The sequence below is a fragment of the Morganella psychrotolerans genome, assembly GCF_001676155.1.
In the GTDB taxonomy this organism is placed as follows: Bacteria; Pseudomonadota; Gammaproteobacteria; order Enterobacterales; family Enterobacteriaceae; genus Morganella; species Morganella psychrotolerans.
Genome location: NZ_LZEW01000012.1, coordinates 465,011 through 481,658 on the forward strand (window position 1 = coordinate 465,011; position 16,648 = coordinate 481,658).

Sequence of the window (16,648 nt, forward strand, 5' to 3'; positions counted from 1 at the left end):
AACCCGCTCTTTTTTTTTGATTTTTTTTTTAGTTTTGTCCGGCTGGCGGGGTAAATTCTTCAATCATCACATCGGCAGAATTCATCTGACCATTACGTAATAATGTTACCGGCACCATACTGCCCGGGCTGAGCTCTGCAACCTGATCCATCATCTCAAGTGGCGAAACGGTTGGTTTATTATTGACACTGGTGATGATATCGCCGACCTGAATACCTGCCTTATCTGCCGGACCATCCCGCGCAACCTGAAAAACACGTAATCCACTGATTTGATTGATGTCACTGTTGTTTGTCCGGATCGGCGGCAGCTCTTTTGAGGTAATGCCGATATATCCCCGGATCACCCGACCGTCTTTAATCAGCTTATTCATAATCCGCAGCGCCAGCTCAGCCGGAATAGCAAGACCGATGCTGTCACTCAGGCGTGAGGGATCATTACTGTCAAAAGACATGGTGTTGATGCCGACCAGTTCGCCTTCAGTGTTGACCAGCGCACCACCTGAGTTACCCGCCATAATGGAAGCATCTGTCTGAAGAAAATTCTGGCGGCGTGTCGGACTCAGCCCGACGCGACCCATCGCACTGATAATTCCCTGGTTTACGGTTTGCCCGACATTGAACGGATTGCCGATAGCCAGCACGACATCACCGACGTGAGACGGGCGTTTCGGGTTTATCGGGATCACCGGAAGTTTATCAGTGGTATTTATTTTTAATACGGCAAGGTCTGTCAGGTCATCTGCGCCAATCAGCATACCTTCATACAGTCTGCCGTAATTGCCGTATTGCAGGGCAATCAGGATTTGATCCGCGTTTTTGATAACATGATGGTTGGTCAGAATATAACCCTGCTCATTCATTATCACGCCTGAGCCGAGGGAGGTCAGTTCGGGTCCCTGCTGGGAAAGGCTGCCCATACTGCTGCTGTAGACGTTGACAACAGCGGGTGCAGCGCGGCGTACCGCTTTGTTATAGCTGACCGGCTCATCATTATTAAACAAATGATTAAACCACTGTGTGACAAATTGCGGGCGAATAGACGGGACGCTGACCAGCAGAAGGGCAGCAACAATAAGTCCCATGAATACGGATCGCAATAATTTAAACCACATAGTACTTAACCGGTGTTGTGAATTAAGGAAGAAAGGGTTGCAGGCAGAATACCATAATCCTGATGATTAATATGTGGGTAAATGCCGTAATTTATGATGATAACCAAACAAATAAGCGCGGATCCGGCGCTTATTTTTATATCCGTTCTGACTGTTATGTTATCAGCATCAGGCCGGGGATCAATTACGTCTGTTTACCGGCCGTGGTTAAAAGGGTTTGTCCCCCGTCACCGTTGCGCGGTGCATGATACGGTGAGCATTTCCGTAATCGAAACAGGCGAGATGCGCAGTGCAGCGATTATCCCAGATAGCCACATCCCCGTTTTGCCAGTGCCAGCGGACCGCATAGGTTGGCCGGGTACTGTGTTTAAACAAGAATGCCAGCAATATATCACTCTCTTCCGGGCTTAATTCATTGATACGGCTTGTAAAACCTTCCGTAACAAATAAACATTTCTCACCGGTCACCGGATGTGTTCTGATCACGGGATGGCTTACCGGCGGATAATCCTGCCTGGCTTTTTCCAATGATGCCTTTGCTTCTTTTGTCTGAGTGAAACGACTGTCAGGAAATGAACGGCTGATATCATGTTCTGCTGTCAGACCGGATAAAAATTGCTTCATGGCCGGGGACAGATCTGCGTAAGCGCGGGTCAGAGATGCCCATAACGTATCTCCCCCGTATGCCGGCACCTGTACCGCCGACAACACGCATCCCATCGCGGGTTTTTCCAGAAAGGTTACATCGGTGTGCCACAGTTCATTATCTTTTAAGTCCAGCAGATGGCTGTCCAGCACAATGATTTCCTTCACGGTTTCATGAGAGGGAAAAATCGGATGTATATGCAGATGACCGAACGCAGCAGCCAGGTCACGCTGAACTTCCGGTTTGAGGTATTGCCTGCGGAAAAATAAAACCTGATGTTCTGATAGTGCTGCCTGCAATTTTGGCAATGTATCTGCATCTTGTATCTGGTTCAGATCGATATCGCTGATTTGAGCGCCGATAGCGGGTGTTAACTTTTGTATATCCATATCCGTTCTCCCGGGTTGTTTAAGATTCTTTTGCGTACCACGGAACTAATGCCTGCTGTAAATAACGTAGTGCCAGTTCAATGCTGAGCGCCACAACGGCAATCACGGCAATGCCTGTCATGACAATCCCTGTATTCAGAAATTGTGCAGCGGACTGCACCATAAATCCCAGTCCCCGCTGTGCCGCGACTAACTCGGCTGCCACCAGTGTTGACCAGCCCACACCCAGCCCAATCCGGACACCGGTAATGATGTGCGGTAATGCTGATGGTAAAATCACATACCTTAAAACCTGCAATCGGTTTGCCCCCAGAGATTGCACCGCCCGTATCCGGTTTTCCGGCACAGCCAGAACGCCCTGCATGGCGGAAATTAAAACCGGTGCCAGAATGGCCAGATAAATCAGCAGGACTTTGGTGGTTTCACCAATACCAAACCAGATAACAATCAGTGGCAGATAAGCCAGAGGGGGAACAGGGCGATAAAGTTCGATAACAGGATCTAACACGCCGCGGATCAGCGGACTCAGCCCCATCATAACGCCCGCCGGGATCCCCGTAATTACCGCCAGGAGCAGTGCCTGAAGTATCCGGTCCAGGCTGGCGGCCAGGTGCTGCCACAGCGTGGCATTCATATAGCCGGACTCTGATAACGCCAGAAACTGACGTCCGATCTGTTCCGGCGCGGGCAGATACAGCGGGTTAACCCACTGTAATGTACTTGTCAGCCACCATCCTGCTATCAGTACAGATATACTCACGATGCTGATTAATATCCGGCTGTGCCGGGCTTTTCTCTCTCCGGATAGGTATTTCATGGTATGACCTCTTTTCTGACAATATGGTATATGCTCTGCATCTGCATTATTAACCGGTTAATTAACTGCACTTGTGTGCCATTATTTTATCGGACAGGTAATCTCTGTAATGAATAAAACTCTGGTCAGATTTTATCTGACGAATAGTCATACCGTCTGACCAGTGTTTATAAAATGGTGGTTCTTCAACGGATATTATTCGTCCCGGATTTGGCGCCATTAATATCAGATTCGTGGCCAGAAGAAGGGTTTCTTCAATATCATGTGTAATAATAAAGAAAGCACTCTGCCGGTTTTTTTTCAATGTCAGAATTAATGATTGCATTTGTTCACGGTTAGCGGCATCCAGCGCCCCAAAGGGTTCATCCATCAAAATAAAATCAGATTCAATGGCCAATGCCCGCGCAATACCAACCCGTTGCCGCATTCCTCCGGATAATGACCAGATATTATCCGTAATAACATGAAGCAGCCCTGTATCCTGCAGTTTCTCTTTTACAATTGCGGTTTCTTCCTGTTTCCCTGAATTTTTAATTTGCAGCCCCAGTGCGACATTTTCATAAACATTGAGCCAGGGCATAAGTGCATCATTTTGAAATACCACCGCTCTGTCTGATGCCGGGCCATAAATTATTTTTCCGTCCTGTGTTATTTCCCCCCCGGACGGAGATAAAAAACCGGCCACAATATTCAGCAACGATGTTTTACCGCAACCGGAGGCTCCCAGTACAACCGTAATACCATTATCAGGTATAGTTAAATTCACATCAGATAATATGATTTGTGGTTTATCGGGGTAAAAAAAAATCAATATTTTTAAGAATAATATCAGCCATATTATTGTTCCTTTGCCGTTTCAATGGCCTGTATACTGATATTTTCGGCATAAGTGGTTTTTACGGTATCAATGCTGCCCTGCTGCTGTAAAAACAGAGCGGTATCACGGATCTCACCGGCAAGAGAGGTGGCCAGAATCCGGGTCTGCTCCTGCAAACCGGGATAATCATTACCGGACATTACCGCGGCAACTTCATCCGGTTGTGATCCGGTCAGTGCGGCAATTTTACCGGATATCTCAGGGTGCTCTGATAAACTATTTTTATTCCGGTTATACCACTGCACTTCCTTGTCAGTGACCGCGACAAATCGGGCAAGGACATCAGAGTGCTGTTCAGCGAAGGTATTTTCCGCCACCCACAAATCATAGGTTGGTTTCCCCCGGGCGCTCATGTCACGGCCGGACATCAGGATCTGTCCGGAGGCTTTAAGCTGACTTAATGCCGGCTCCCAGACATAAGCCGCATCAATATCCTCTCTTTCCCATGCGGCAACAATTTCAGCAGGGCGCAGATTAATGAGTTGTACCGATTTTTCATCAATATTCAGGTGTGCCAGTGCCGCAAGCAAACTGTAATGGGCCGTTGATGTAAAAGGCACCGCAATTTTTTTACCGGTTAATCCGCCTGACGAATGGCGGTCATTGCGGATAATCAGGGCTTCGGATGTACCTAAAATGGCGGCAATATAAAATACCTTAACCGGTAATCCCCGGCTTGCGGCAATACTGAATGGCGCTGATCCTATATTGGCGATATCCACATCGCCGGCAGCCAGTGCGGTTAATATACCGGCACCGCTGTCAAATTTTTTCCAGATGATTTGTTTCCCGGTGGCCTTTTCATAGGCGTTATTTGCCTGCGCAATTTTACCGGGGTCAATACCGGTCTGATAGGCGATCACGACTGGTTTTTCAGCCGATTTATTTTTCCGGGGCTGTTGGTGCGCCGGCAGTGTCTGACTGTGAATAAAACCGGTGACAAGTGCCAGAACCGCTATTAAAGATAAAATCACCCGCTTTTGTTTTTGTTTTTGAGGCTGATATAACGACATAGTTTTCTTCCGGTGAAAAATGATGAATATCGATATATTAAGATGACGGGTGTATATATCCGGAAATAATTAATTATTATATTTAAATTCCATTTTGTTATGCATGAATATTATTCAATGTAATTGTTCTGGTTTTTTAAATAATTAATTTAAATCGGTCTGTTTTTGCGTATCAATTGTTATTGCGTGAGGTGTTTGATCGGGGTATATACTGGCGTGGAATGACAAAGGCATGATGTTATATTTTTTGGCTATAAGATATGGGGTTGTTATCTTATCCTATTTGGCAGGGATGTTATAACCTGGGAAGTACCGGAATAATAATTTATATATAATACGGGAGCAACAGGGTAATGATAAAAAAGCAATCTCCGGTATCGGTGTTCCCGATATCAGCGGAGCAGCTTTCTGCTCTGCAAACAATAACTGACAATGTCACGTCTCATCAACTGGCCTGGATATCCGGTTATTTATGGGGAAAGGTTAGCGAAGAACTGTCCACCGATATTCCTGTTACGGTAACAGCCTCATCAAACGATATTATTACTATTATATCAGCATCGCAGACCGGTAATGCACGACGTCTGTCAGAAGAATTAAACGTACATTTAATTAATGAAGGTTTCAGTGTTAATTTGATAAGTGCGGGTAAATTTAAATATAAACAGCTTGCCCGCGAAAAAATAATTATTATTGTGACCTCCACTCAGGGAGACGGAGAACCACCGGAAGAAGCGGTGGCGTTTTATAAATATCTGCATTCAGAAAAAAAGACCTGATCTCAGTGAAATGGTTTATGCGGTCTTTTCATTGGGTGATTCGTCATATGAAAAATTTTGCCGTGCAGGTATAGGGTTTGATACTCAGTTAGCGAAATCAGGGGCGAAATCGTTACTGTCCCGGGTGGATGCAGATGTGGATTATCAGTCTGTTGCCGGGGAATGGATTAACGAACTCACTCAATTGCTTAAAAAACGGGTATCAGAACAGGGAGATGGTCAGCAGGCGGCAACACCTGTGGGTTGCACCGGCGGGATTAACACTCATGCCTATACAAAAACCACGCCACTGACCGCATCACTCTTGGTTAATCAAAAAATTACCGGACGGGGATCACGCAAGGATGTGCGCCATATTGAAATCTCACTGGGGGATTCCGGCTTGCGTTATCAGCCCGGGGATGCACTCGGTGTTTGGTTTGAAAATGATCCGGCGTTGGCGGATGAAGTACTCAGCTTATTACAACTGAACGGGGAGGAACGTATTTTTATCACCGGTCAGTCATACCCGCTGAGGGAGGCGTTGATTTGTCATCTGGAATTAACACAGAATAATAGCGTGACGGTCAGTAAATACGCGCAGTTAGCACAGAATGACGTGCTGTTAAGCCTTATCAGCGATAAACAGGCCACTGTGCATTATGCGAAAACAACGCCTGTTGCAGCAATGCTCAGGATGACTGCCTCACAGCCATCCGCTCAGGCATTCGCCGATATCCTCAGACCGCTTACTCCCAGACTGTACTCAGTTTCCTCTTCACAGGCTGAAACAGAAAATGAAGTTCATCTTACCGTCGGAGTGATCCGTTATGAAACAGACGGATATGCACGTACGGGCGGCGCTTCAGGGTTCCTGGCTGATCATATAAAAGAGGGCGGGGATCTGCGGATCTTTATTGAGCACAATGATAATTTCCGCCTTCCGGCTGATCCGGCTGCTCCCGTTATTATGATCGGAGCCGGAACCGGTATTGCGCCATTCAGGGCATTTATGCAACAACGTGAAAATGATAATGCGACAGGAAAAAACTGGCTTTTTTACGGAAATCAGTGTTTTACAGAAGATTTTCTGTATCAGACTCAATGGCAGCGTTATGTCACAGAGGGTTTATTAACCTCAGTGTCTTTAGCCTGGTCGCGTGATAAGCCGGTCAGAACCTATGTACAGGACAAGTTGTATGAGCAGGGTGAGGAAGTGTGGCGCTGGATTGATGCCGGCGCACATATCTATGTCTGTGGTAATGCAAATCATATGGCCTGTGATACGCAACGGGCATTGCTGGATATCATCAGCCAATACGGAAATATGGATAGCGGATCGGCTGATGAGTTTTTAAGTGAACTGCGCACTGTGCGCCGGTATCAGAGGGATGTTTATTAATGAGTGATAAAAAATACGGACCTTTAATTGTTGAGGGTAAACTGAGCGACAGCGAAAGAATGAAGCGTGACAGTGATTATCTGCGCGGGACGATTAAAGACGATTTGAAAAATGGTCTGACCGGCGGGTTTGAAGGGGATAATTTTTTACTGATCCGCTTTCACGGGATGTATCAGCAGGATGACCGTGATATCCGTGCGGAACGCACAGAACAGCAGTTGGAACCCCGTCATGCCATGATGCTTCGCTGCCGTCTGCCGGGCGGTATTATTACACCGGCGCAGTGGCTGAAAATTGATAAATTTGCATCAGAAAATACGCTGTACGGCAGCATCCGCATTACCAACCGGCAGACGTTTCAGTTTCACGGTATTTTGAAAGGGGATTTAAAACCGGCACATCAGATGTTGCATGAAGCAGGGCTGGATTCACTTGCCACGGCTAATGATGTTAACCGCAATGTTCTCTGCACGTCTAATCCGGTTCAGTCTGAATTACACAGTGAGGCGTATCAATGGGCAAAAAAGATATCGGAACATTTATTACCCCGGACGCGTGCGTATGCTGAGATCTGGCTTAATAAAGAAAAAGTTGCAGTAACAGATGAGGAGCCAATATTAGGGAAAACCTACCTGCCGCGTAAATTCAAAACATCAGTGGTGATCCCGCCCGTAAATGATGTTGATTTACATGCTAATGACATGAATTTTGTGGCTATTGAACAAAACGGAAAACTGATAGGTTTTAATGTTCTGGTCGGCGGGGGGCTGGCTATGACACACGGTGATACCGCAACATTTCCCCGTTTGGCCAGTGAATTCGGGTTTATTTTCTTAAAGGATACACTGGCGGTCGCGCAGGCGATTGTCACCACGCAACGTGACTGGGGAAACCGGACAGACCGCAAAAATGCCAAAACCAAATACACTCTTGAACGCGTCGGTATTGACGTTTTTAAACAGGAAACGCAGCGGCGTTCAGGTGTGACATTCTCTCCTGTCCGTCCGTATACATTCACATTACGCGGTGATCAGCCCGGCTGGTTAAAAGGTATTGATGGTCACTGGCATCTGACGCTTTTTATTGAAAATGGCCGCCTGATTGATCTGCCCGGCAAACCATTAAAAACAGGCGTGGCGGAAATCGCAAAAATTCACCGGGGGGATTTTCGTTTAACCGCCAATCAAAACCTGATTATTGCGGGAGTTCCACAGGCAAAAAAAGAGAATATTGAATTGATCGCACGGGCGCATGGTCTTATCAGTGACAGTGTTACTCCGCTGCGTGAGAATTCAATGGCATGTGTTTCTTTCCCGACATGTCCGCTGGCTATGGCAGAAGCGGAGCGTTTCCTGCCTGATTTTATCACCTGTGTGGAAAACATTATGCTGTCACACGGTGTGGGCGGAGAGCCTATTGTATTGCGTGTGACCGGTTGCCCGAATGGCTGCGCCCGGGCGATGTTATCGGAAGTGGGATTAGTGGGAAAAGCGCCGGATCGCTATAATTTACATTTGGGCGGAAATCGTACCGGTACACGAATTCCCCGTATGTACAGGGAAAATATCAGCTCAGCAGTGATTTTATCTATTCTGGATGAATTAATCGGACGCTGGTCAACAGAACGGAATAGTCAGGAAGGATTTGGTGATTATCTGATCCGTGCCGATATTATCAAACCAGTGCTTAACTCAGCGGTTGATTTTTATGAGGCAAAAGTGGTTTAACGTAAAAACCGCGCCATTTTCAGTGGCGCGGTTTTTACTATTTACAAAAATCCAGGTTAATCAGCGGCCTGCATTATTGAGAAGCAGGTAAATATCCTCACCACCGCGTAAAATATTCAGTGCGAGAACATTCGGTTTGGCATCAATTATCTTACGTAATTCAACAATGCTCTGAACGCGCTGGTTGTTGACGCCGACAATCAGGTCACCGGCCTGTAATGTGGATGCTTCAGCAGGTGATCCCTTCTGAACCACATCAACACTCACGCCTTTGTCGCCTTGCTTATTACTGCCGTTACTCAGTGTTGCGCCTTCCAGTAGTGTGGTCAGGTTTTCAGCTTTGGTCGTCTGACCTTCGCTGTTATCCAGAATCACACTGACATCCAGGGCTGCACCTTTACGCAATAAACCAATTTTCACTTCTTTGCCCGGTGGTGTGGTGCCGACTTTTGCCCGCAATTCAGCAAAGCTGCCGACACGTTTGCCGTCAACGGAAATAAGCACGTCACCGGCTTTGATTCCGGCTTTAGCTGCCGCTGATTTAGGGATAACTTCACTGACAAATGCGCCGCGTTGTGCTTCCACATTCATGGCTTTTGCAATATCAGCATTCATTTCAGTACCACGGATCCCGAGAACGCCGCGTTTCACTTCACCGGTTGCGATTAACTGACCGGTCAGGTCTTTAGCCATATTACTCGGGATAGCAAAACCGATCCCGACGTTACCGCCGCCCGGTGCCAGAATCGCGGTATTAATACCGATTAGCTCACCGTTGAGATTAAGCAGCGCACCACCCGAGTTCCCCCGGTTAATGGATGCATCCGTCTGAATAAAGTTTTCCAGCCCTTCCATATTCAGTCCGCTGCGACCTAATGCAGAGATAATCCCGGAGGTGGCGGTCTGACCTAACCCGAAGGGGTTACCGACAGCCACGGTGAAATCACCCACACGCAGTTTATCTGAGTCAGCCATCGTAATGGCGGTCAGGTTCGGGGCATTTTTCACCTGCAACAGAGCAATGTCAGTTTGCGGATCACGGCCGATTAAAGTGGCGTCATACTCACGTCCGTCATTGAGCTGGATCTGAATTTTATCGGCATTCTGAATAACGTGGTTATTGGTCAGAATATAACCTTTCGCCGCATCAATAATGACACCGGAGCCCTGACCTTCAAACGGGCGCACACTTTCTTGTTGAGTCGGTGCATTCGGGCCGAAGAAGAACTTAAATTCTTCCGGAACTTGCTGGCGCTGAACCGCCGTGCCGGAGACTTTGACACTGACGACAGCCGGTAATACTTTTTCCAGCATTGGCGCCAGGCTTGGTAATGATTCACCGGCAGCCAGTTTGGCCGGCAGTGCGGCATTTGAAACCGCAGGGATGACGGCGAGGGATAATCCGAGGCTGATGGCAACAGCACTGAGCAGGTTTTTTTTTCTTCTTGTTCATCATGTGTTTTATTTCTCATCAATTAATAAGCTGAATCTGCGGCACACAAAGCCGCAGCATACGCAGATAGTCTTATGACTCTATATGCGGGATGAAAGTTCCGCGTTCAATGAGAATAAAACAACCTTTACAAGGCTTTACGTGAACTTAAATTCGTATGACTAATTGTTTCATGTAAATCATTAAATGGCTGAATTCAGATAAAAAAAAAACCGTGGTATCCACGGTTTCTCAGATTAATTTTCTTTATTTTCGGCGGGGCGGAACAGGCCGGATGAACCGTCTGAGTAATCCCGCGGCGGTAATTTAACCGGCGGCTGGTCGTTATCCGCTTCCGCTTCTGTCAGGCGGTAATTGAACGGATTATCCTGAGCAGGAAGACCGGGCATCAGTTCTGACGAGCTTTTCGCCATGTGCTGATATAACTGGCGGTAATCTTTTGCCATGTTATCAAGCAATTCTGCGCTACGGGCAAAGTGACTGACGAGCTCTTTACGATACTCTTCCAGTTCAGCTTTGTTTTTATCCAGATCACGCTTCATCGCTTCCTGTTCCCTGAGTTTTGAACTCCCCAGACGAACAGCAAGCGCACCAATGATTAAACCAACTGCTAAACCAATGAGTGCATATACCCAAATCATGGCAACTCCTTTAAGTGCATCATGCGCGTAAGATTCTGTTATCACTATAACCGGATTTACTGTCCGGGGGGAATAGCGAACATTGTGGTTGCCGACATTATCCCGGATTTCTGAGTATAATGCCCGCCACAACATCATAAAAATCGCAATATACCCGTATTCATTCAAACAGCAGGTTTGCTGACGGCATCCTGAATGACATCGGGTATAGAAACCATTGATAATGTTAAGGGATTTCTGTTTATGAGTACAACACCGCGTGAGTTGTATCAGCAGGCTCTGACCGGCTCTGCCTTTCAGCCCGATGAGGTTCAGCGCCTCACGGTTGAACGGCTGACGCAGATGCATCAGGCTCTGAGTGAGCACTCTCCCTGTATACAAGAGCCGGAAAAAGGACTGCGCGGTACACTGAACCGCTGGCTGAAAAAAACACCTGTGCAAACGGGATGTCAGCCGGTACGGGGGCTTTATATGTGGGGCGGGGTCGGGCGCGGCAAAACCTGGCTGATGGATCTCTTTTATGACAGCCTGCCGGGGTCACGCAAACTGCGTCTTCATTTTCACCGCTTTATGTTACGGGTTCATGAAGAACTGGCAGAACATCAGGGACATGAAAACCCGCTGGAACTTATTGCTGATCGCTTTGCGCAGGAAACTGATGTTCTGTGTTTTGATGAGTTTTTTGTCTCAGATATCACGGATGCTATGATCCTCGGATCGCTGCTGGAAGCCCTGTTTAAGCGGGGGATTGCGCTGGTGGCAACATCAAATATTCCGCCGGATGAGTTGTACCGTAACGGATTGCAGCGGGCACGTTTCTTACCGGCGATTAAACAGATAAAACACTATTGTGATGTCCTGAATGTTGATGCGGGAATTGACTACCGTCTGCGGACACTCACACAGGCGCATCTCTGGCTGACGCCGTCAGACGGGCAAACAGGCGCGGTGCTGGACTCCATGTTCTCGCGCCTGACCGGCGGCGGGCACCATACCGGTCAGATGCAGCTGACGATTAATCATCGTCCGCTGCCGGTGGTGCGGGAAGCCGACGGTGTGCTGGCAATTACGTTTCATACCTTGTGTGAAGAAGCGCGTAGCCAGTTGGATTATATTGCGCTGTCAAAAATTTATCACACGGTGTTGTTGTATGGCGTGCCGGTGCTGACGACAGAAAACGAGAATGCCGCCCGCCGCTTCCTCGCGCTGACAGATGAATTTTATGAGCGGAAGGTCAAACTGATTATTCAGGCGGATACACAGATGGACGCGCTCTATCAGGGGCAGTTGCTGTCATTTGAGTTTGCACGGTGTCTTTCACGATTGCAGGAAATGCAAAGTGAGGAGTATCTAAAAATGCCGCATCTGGCATAATACGTCCCCCTGAAAAGTACTTTCAGGTTTTTTTCAAATTGGGGTCGATCTTTTGTGGATAGTTCTCTATAATCTTGCGACCCCACGTTACAGCGATTTTTTTATTTTCCCGAAAAAATCGCAACTAGTGCCAGATGATTCTGCTCGAAGGGGTAGGTTTACTGGACAAGCGTCGTGTGAACCTCAGTTTTAGTTTTCTGAACATTGAGTGTTCGCCAACATGTAACTTATTTATTGGGTAAGCTTTAATGAAAACTTTTACAGCTAAACCAGAAAGCGTACAACGCGACTGGTTCGTTGTTGATGCAACCGGCAAAACTTTAGGCCGTCTTGCAACAGAATTGGCTCGCCGCCTGCGCGGTAAGCACAAAGCGGAATACACTCCGCACGTTGACACTGGTGACTACATCATTGTTCTGAACGCAGAAAAAGTTGCTGTAACAGGCAAAAAGCGTACAGACAAGATTTATTATCGTCACACAGGTTACGTCGGTGGTATTAAACAAGCGACCTTCGAAGAGATGATCGCCCGCCATCCTGAGCGCGTTATTGAAATCGCTGTGAAAGGCATGTTGCCAAAAGGTCCTCTGGGCCGTGCAATGTACCGTAAGCTTAAAGTTTACGCAGGCAACGAGCACAATCACGCGGCACAGCAACCGCAAGTTCTGGACATCTAATCGGGATTATAGGCAATGGCTGAAAATCAATACTACGGCACTGGTCGCCGCAAAAGTTCATCCGCTCGTGTGTTTATTAAACCGGGTAGTGGAAACATCGTTATTAACCAACGTAGCCTCGAAAATTATTTCGGTCGCGAAACAGCACGCATGGTCGTTCGCCAGCCGCTGGAATTGGTTGATATGTTAGGTAAAATGGATCTGTACATCACTGTTAAAGGTGGTGGTATTTCAGGTCAGGCAGGCGCTATCCGTCACGGTATCACCCGTGCACTGATGGTGTATGACGAATCTCTGCGTTCTGAGCTGCGTAAAGCTGGCTTCGTAACGCGTGATGCGCGTGAAGTTGAACGTAAAAAAGTGGGTCTGCGCAAAGCACGTCGCCGTCCACAGTTCTCCAAACGTTAATCACTGTTTTCGTTGGAATACAAAACCCGCCTGTCGGCGGGTTTTTTTTTTAACAGCTATAAATATCCGGTCTTATCCTGTTTACTGCATTTATTTCGTTAATCTGTCCCGATTAATACCCGTTTTTAGTATTTTTGAATGATTTTTTGTTCAGACTCACCCTAAGTTGACCGAAATCTGGTAGACTTGCACAAACATTTTTCTCACCCCTGAACACTAAACTGGTTTAGTGAAAACTAAAACCGGAAGACTGTTTCGCATCCTGATTGGCCGCGATGGTTTTCTTTCCCGGATTCAGTGAGAGACTACAGGCAGGAATAGCGTACTGCGCTGTTCACGCCTTTATTTTGATAAACTTGGAGGTTTTCATGGCTGTCGCTGCCAACAAACGTTCGGTAATGACTCTGTTCTCCGGCCCGACCGATATTTTCAGCCACCAGGTACGAATTGTACTGGCGGAGAAAGGGGTAAGTTTTGAAATTGAGCATGTCGAAGCGGGCAATCTGCCACAAGACCTGATCGATCTGAACCCATACCAGACGGTACCGACACTCGTGGATCGCGAACTGACCTTATATGATTCACGTATTATCATGGAATACCTTGACGAACGCTTCCCGCATCCGCCTCTGATGCCGGTTTATCCTGTTATGCGCGCCCAGAGCCGTGTGATGATGCACCGCATCGAGCAGGACTGGTACACGCTGATGAATAAAATCGAGAAAGGCTCAGCCCAGGAAGCGAACCAGGCACGTAAACAGCTGACAGAAGAGCTGGTTGCGGTGTCACCGGTATTCAAAGAGTACGCGTATTTTATGAATGAAGAATTCAGCCTGGTGGATTGCTATCTGTCCCCGCTGTTATGGCGTCTGCCGGTTCTGGGTATTGATCTGTCCGCGCGTCCGTCTTCAGATACCAAACATCTGCAATTTTATATGCAGCGCGTGTTTGAGCGTGATTCTTTCCTGGCATCTCTGACAGAAGCTGAGCGCGAAATGCGTTTACAATCCAGAGGTTAACCGCTGATGGATATCCCGGAAATGACACCACGGCGCCCATATCTGTTACGGGCGCATTATGAATGGTTACTGGATAATGAACTGACTCCGCACCTGGTTGTTGATGTTAATATGCCCGGTATTAATGTGCCGATGGAGTATGCTCAGGACGGACAAATTGTTCTGAATATTGCGCCGCGTGCGGTGGGCGGGCTGGAAATGACCAACGAATGGGTAGGATTTAACGCCCGGTTCGGTGGCATTCCGCGCCAGGTTGATGTTCCGATGGCGGCAATTATTGCTATCTATGCCCGCGAAAATGGTGCCGGACTGATGTTTGAACCGGAACCGGCTTATGACGCGGCAGATGAAGGCGACATTATTCATAGCCCGGCGACAGACAACATCACACTTATTCATGATGAACCGGTAAAAACGGCGGAGCAGGAAACGGACGGAAACGATCCCGAACCACCAACGCCGCCGCGCGGTCGCCCGAACTTGCGTGTTGTGAAGTAACCGGCTGATATTAATATTAAAAAAGACCCGTTTCAGGGTCTTTTTTTTTGCTTTTAATCCGTGAATCCGCAATAGTGAAATATCAGGTTTTGGTGCTATCCGTTTGTTAAATTATAATAATCTGATAGCTGTGATATAATAAGATCACTATGATATTCCGGCTTTTCAGTATTTCATTTTTTTTAAAATACGTATTAGTTACTAATAAAATAACGGTTTCCTGAAAATAACGCATTCTGTTTGCAGAATTTAATCATGAAATGATAATTTAGTTATTAAATTCAGGAGGTGCAATAAGGTACGGTTTTTTTAAAAAAAAGAGTGAAATGGAATAATCTGAATATGTAATCAATAATGTTATCTGTAAAGTAAAATCACTAATGTTATTTCTTATTACTATCATAATATGTTGTTTTCCGAAGGAACGGATTTTTGATAATAATAGGAATATGGCGTATTGTTCGGAGTAATGATTTTCCTTTATGGATAAGTGAATAAATATATTACAACTACTTGTGAATAGGGATTTTATGGAAAAGGAATTTAATGTAATCAGTAAGGTTTTTTACACATCTGTAACGCTGTTATTATCTGTTATGCTCTCCGGATGTACCGGGTCATCAAACCCGAAAGATCCTGTCATAAAGCATTCATTTAAACATCAGGATTCCGGCTATATTCTGGTCCCTGTTATAATAGATAATGATAAGTATACATTCTTATTGGATACTGACTCTCCGGCTTCTGTTCTGGATTCCGGCTTGGTTGAAAAATTATCGGACAAGGTTTACAGCCCGCCGGTTTCTTACAAGCTCTATTCTGGTGAGCTTGAAAAACCCGGCACAGAAGGCAATGTTAGTTTTATTAAACCGGTTAATTTTAAGATTGGTAATTATACCTTTAATGGCGGGGATGTATGGGTATCGAATGACCTTAATATCCTCTCACAGTCAACCGGGGAAGAAATCTCCGGTATTTTGGGTATCGATATTTACAGACGGTTAAACTGGGAAGTTGATAATAAAAACAAAACGCTGACTCTGTATTCAAATCCGCCGGGTCTTGATGAGTATGAAGAGTGTATTTCTTATAGCGACGCCGCATTTCATTCACCTCATTTTAGCGGGAATTTTAATAATAAAAAACGCACTGAGGTAAGTCTGGATACCGGTTCTGAATTAAGCTATATGGCTGAGGATATCCTGAAATATCTGATAAAAAAATAATAAAGCGACCTATCTTAATGAGATTGAAAACTCAGTTTCAACAGATATTACCGGTGTGCAGGAGAGTACTAAATCGTCTTATTATGTCAGTGACTTTGAATTAAATAATACGACCTTCCCCGGACAGCGTTTTTCAGGTAATAAAAACGCAGCAAGTGCCCTCGGAATGGATTTTTTTTAAATCATTTGATAAGTACGTGTTGTCACCGGACAGAATGCTGATTTGTTATAATAAAAGTGAGAAAAGCAGGCTGAATTTTAAGCGTATCCGATCGTTAAACCTGCGGGCTACAGAGGGTAAAGTTGAATTATTCTATAACAGTGCAAAAGTACTGAAAGAGCATAATTTAAGAAACGGGGATATATTAATCAATATTAATGGTACTCAATACCCTGCACATTCAGTGAATAAAGCCGCAGATTTGATTGATACATTACCTGACGGCGATGTGAAGCTTATCTTTAATCGTGATGGTGAGCTTATTCATGTAAATCTGTAAATCTATACCCTTATTCATTCAAACTGCAGGTTTGTTGGCTGCACTCAGCCAGCCGGGTCACATACTTTTGTATGCTCCCCGTCTGTCTTCCCTTGCCGCCTCCCTGCAT

16 protein-coding genes and 1 pseudogene are annotated in these 16,648 nt (G+C 46.2%); 10 read left to right on the forward strand and 7 right to left on the reverse strand.

What is annotated here, in order from left to right; genetic code table 11:
* Window positions 1-28: 28 nt before the first annotated feature.
* From degS to tauA, 5 genes are all read right to left on the reverse strand, one after another.
* Entirely contained in the window at window positions 29-1,114 is a 1,086-nt protein-coding gene (degS, locus tag AYY16_RS12540) for an outer membrane-stress sensor serine endopeptidase DegS (RefSeq protein ID WP_067366962.1), read from the reverse strand.
* Between the two features lie 207 nt (window positions 1,115-1,321).
* Window positions 1,322-2,149: a taurine dioxygenase gene (tauD, locus tag AYY16_RS12550; RefSeq protein WP_067366968.1), complete on the reverse strand. Its 828-nt coding sequence runs from the start codon at window positions 2,147-2,149 to the stop codon at window positions 1,322-1,324.
* A gap of 19 nt (window positions 2,150-2,168) precedes the next feature.
* Window positions 2,169-2,966 carry a taurine ABC transporter permease TauC gene (gene tauC, locus AYY16_RS12555; RefSeq protein ID WP_067366973.1) on the reverse strand — a complete coding sequence of 266 codons (798 nt, stop codon included), beginning with the start codon at window positions 2,964-2,966 and terminating at the stop codon, window positions 2,169-2,171.
* A gap of 61 nt (window positions 2,967-3,027) precedes the next feature.
* Complete coding sequence (locus AYY16_RS12560; protein ID WP_235846298.1) at window positions 3,028-3,732, reverse strand: taurine ABC transporter ATP-binding protein; 705 nt, start codon at window positions 3,730-3,732, stop codon at window positions 3,028-3,030.
* 71 nt (window positions 3,733-3,803) lie between these two features.
* The gene (tauA, locus tag AYY16_RS12565) at window positions 3,804-4,856 is read right to left on the reverse strand and encodes a taurine ABC transporter substrate-binding protein (RefSeq protein ID WP_067366979.1); all 1,053 of its coding nucleotides are present in this window, start codon (window positions 4,854-4,856) and stop codon (window positions 3,804-3,806) included.
* Between the two features lie 353 nt (window positions 4,857-5,209).
* Between tauA and AYY16_RS12570 the strand changes: the two are divergent.
* The 3 genes and pseudogenes from AYY16_RS12570 to cysI all read left to right on the forward strand — a co-directional run.
* A pseudogene (locus tag AYY16_RS12570) lies at window positions 5,210-6,425 on the forward strand (flavodoxin domain-containing protein); the annotation flags it as partial.
* Window positions 6,426-6,626: 201 nt separating this feature from the next.
* Window positions 6,627-7,016, forward strand: a complete 390-nt coding sequence (locus AYY16_RS21145) for a ferredoxin reductase domain-containing protein (protein WP_235846304.1) — start codon at window positions 6,627-6,629, stop codon at window positions 7,014-7,016.
* Window positions 7,016-8,743 (forward strand): assimilatory sulfite reductase (NADPH) hemoprotein subunit, encoded by a 1,728-nt coding sequence (gene cysI, locus AYY16_RS12575; protein ID WP_067366982.1) that lies wholly within the window; start codon window positions 7,016-7,018, stop codon window positions 8,741-8,743. Before AYY16_RS21145 ends, cysI begins: the two co-directional genes overlap by 1 nt.
* Window positions 8,744-8,803: 60 nt before the next feature.
* On the opposite strand, the gene degQ is transcribed toward cysI, so the two are convergent.
* Both degQ and zapG read right to left on the reverse strand, forming a co-directional pair.
* Window positions 8,804-10,174: a serine endoprotease DegQ gene (degQ, locus tag AYY16_RS12580; RefSeq protein ID WP_067366985.1), complete on the reverse strand. Its 1,371-nt coding sequence runs from the start codon at window positions 10,172-10,174 to the stop codon at window positions 8,804-8,806.
* Window positions 10,175-10,432: 258 nt separating this feature from the next.
* A complete protein-coding gene (zapG, locus tag AYY16_RS12590) occupies window positions 10,433-10,837 on the reverse strand; it encodes a Z-ring associated protein ZapG (protein ID WP_067367302.1) in 405 nt (134 codons plus the stop codon).
* A 243-nt stretch (window positions 10,838-11,080) separates the two neighbouring features.
* Between zapG and zapE the strand changes: the two genes are divergently transcribed.
* From zapE to AYY16_RS12625, 7 genes are all read left to right on the forward strand, one after another.
* Window positions 11,081-12,211, forward strand: a complete 1,131-nt coding sequence (gene zapE / locus AYY16_RS12595) for a cell division protein ZapE (RefSeq protein WP_067367305.1) — start codon at window positions 11,081-11,083, stop codon at window positions 12,209-12,211.
* Window positions 12,212-12,459: 248 nt separating this feature from the next.
* Window positions 12,460-12,888: a 50S ribosomal protein L13 gene (gene rplM / locus AYY16_RS12600; RefSeq protein WP_067366990.1), complete on the forward strand. Its 429-nt coding sequence runs from the start codon at window positions 12,460-12,462 to the stop codon at window positions 12,886-12,888.
* Window positions 12,889-12,903: 15 nt separating this feature from the next.
* Window positions 12,904-13,296, forward strand: a complete 393-nt coding sequence (rpsI, locus tag AYY16_RS12605; protein WP_067366993.1) for a 30S ribosomal protein S9 — start codon at window positions 12,904-12,906, stop codon at window positions 13,294-13,296.
* Between the two features lie 368 nt (window positions 13,297-13,664).
* Complete coding sequence (sspA, locus tag AYY16_RS12610) at window positions 13,665-14,315, forward strand: stringent starvation protein SspA (protein ID WP_067366996.1); 651 nt, start codon at window positions 13,665-13,667, stop codon at window positions 14,313-14,315.
* Between the two features lie 6 nt (window positions 14,316-14,321).
* A complete protein-coding gene (gene sspB, locus AYY16_RS12615; protein ID WP_067366999.1) occupies window positions 14,322-14,813 on the forward strand; it encodes a ClpXP protease specificity-enhancing factor in 492 nt (163 codons plus the stop codon).
* Window positions 14,814-15,409: 596 nt separating this feature from the next.
* Complete coding sequence (locus tag AYY16_RS12620; protein WP_235846305.1) at window positions 15,410-16,039, forward strand: retropepsin-like aspartic protease; 630 nt, start codon at window positions 15,410-15,412, stop codon at window positions 16,037-16,039.
* 215 nt (window positions 16,040-16,254) lie between these two features.
* Complete coding sequence (locus AYY16_RS12625) at window positions 16,255-16,539, forward strand: PDZ domain-containing protein (RefSeq protein ID WP_067367005.1); 285 nt, start codon at window positions 16,255-16,257, stop codon at window positions 16,537-16,539.
* Window positions 16,540-16,648 lie beyond the last annotated feature (109 nt).

Bases quoted from the DNA above. Each gene is read 5' to 3' on its own strand.
- AYY16_RS21145 (WP_235846304.1), top strand. From the start codon at position 6,627: ATGCAACAACGTGAAAATGATAATGCGACAGGAAAAAACTGGCTTTTT.
- rpsI (WP_067366993.1), top strand. From the start codon at position 12,904: ATGGCTGAAAATCAATACTACGGCACTGGTCGCCGCAAAAGTTCATCC.
- AYY16_RS12620 (WP_235846305.1), top strand. From the start codon at position 15,410: ATGCTCTCCGGATGTACCGGGTCATCAAACCCGAAAGATCCTGTCATA.
- degS (WP_067366962.1), bottom strand. From the start codon at position 1,114: ATGTGGTTTAAATTATTGCGATCCGTATTCATGGGACTTATTGTTGCT.
- AYY16_RS12625 (WP_067367005.1), top strand. From the start codon at position 16,255: ATGCTGATTTGTTATAATAAAAGTGAGAAAAGCAGGCTGAATTTTAAG.
- tauC (WP_067366973.1), bottom strand. From the start codon at position 2,966: ATGAAATACCTATCCGGAGAGAGAAAAGCCCGGCACAGCCGGATATTA.
- sspB (WP_067366999.1), top strand. From the start codon at position 14,322: ATGGATATCCCGGAAATGACACCACGGCGCCCATATCTGTTACGGGCG.
- tauA (WP_067366979.1), bottom strand. From the start codon at position 4,856: ATGTCGTTATATCAGCCTCAAAAACAAAAACAAAAGCGGGTGATTTTA.
- zapG (WP_067367302.1), bottom strand. From the start codon at position 10,837: ATGATTTGGGTATATGCACTCATTGGTTTAGCAGTTGGTTTAATCATT.
- cysI (WP_067366982.1), top strand. From the start codon at position 7,016: ATGAGTGATAAAAAATACGGACCTTTAATTGTTGAGGGTAAACTGAGC.
- sspA (WP_067366996.1), top strand. From the start codon at position 13,665: ATGGCTGTCGCTGCCAACAAACGTTCGGTAATGACTCTGTTCTCCGGC.
- tauD (WP_067366968.1), bottom strand. From the start codon at position 2,149: ATGGATATACAAAAGTTAACACCCGCTATCGGCGCTCAAATCAGCGAT.
- rplM (WP_067366990.1), top strand. From the start codon at position 12,460: ATGAAAACTTTTACAGCTAAACCAGAAAGCGTACAACGCGACTGGTTC.
- zapE (WP_067367305.1), top strand. From the start codon at position 11,081: ATGAGTACAACACCGCGTGAGTTGTATCAGCAGGCTCTGACCGGCTCT.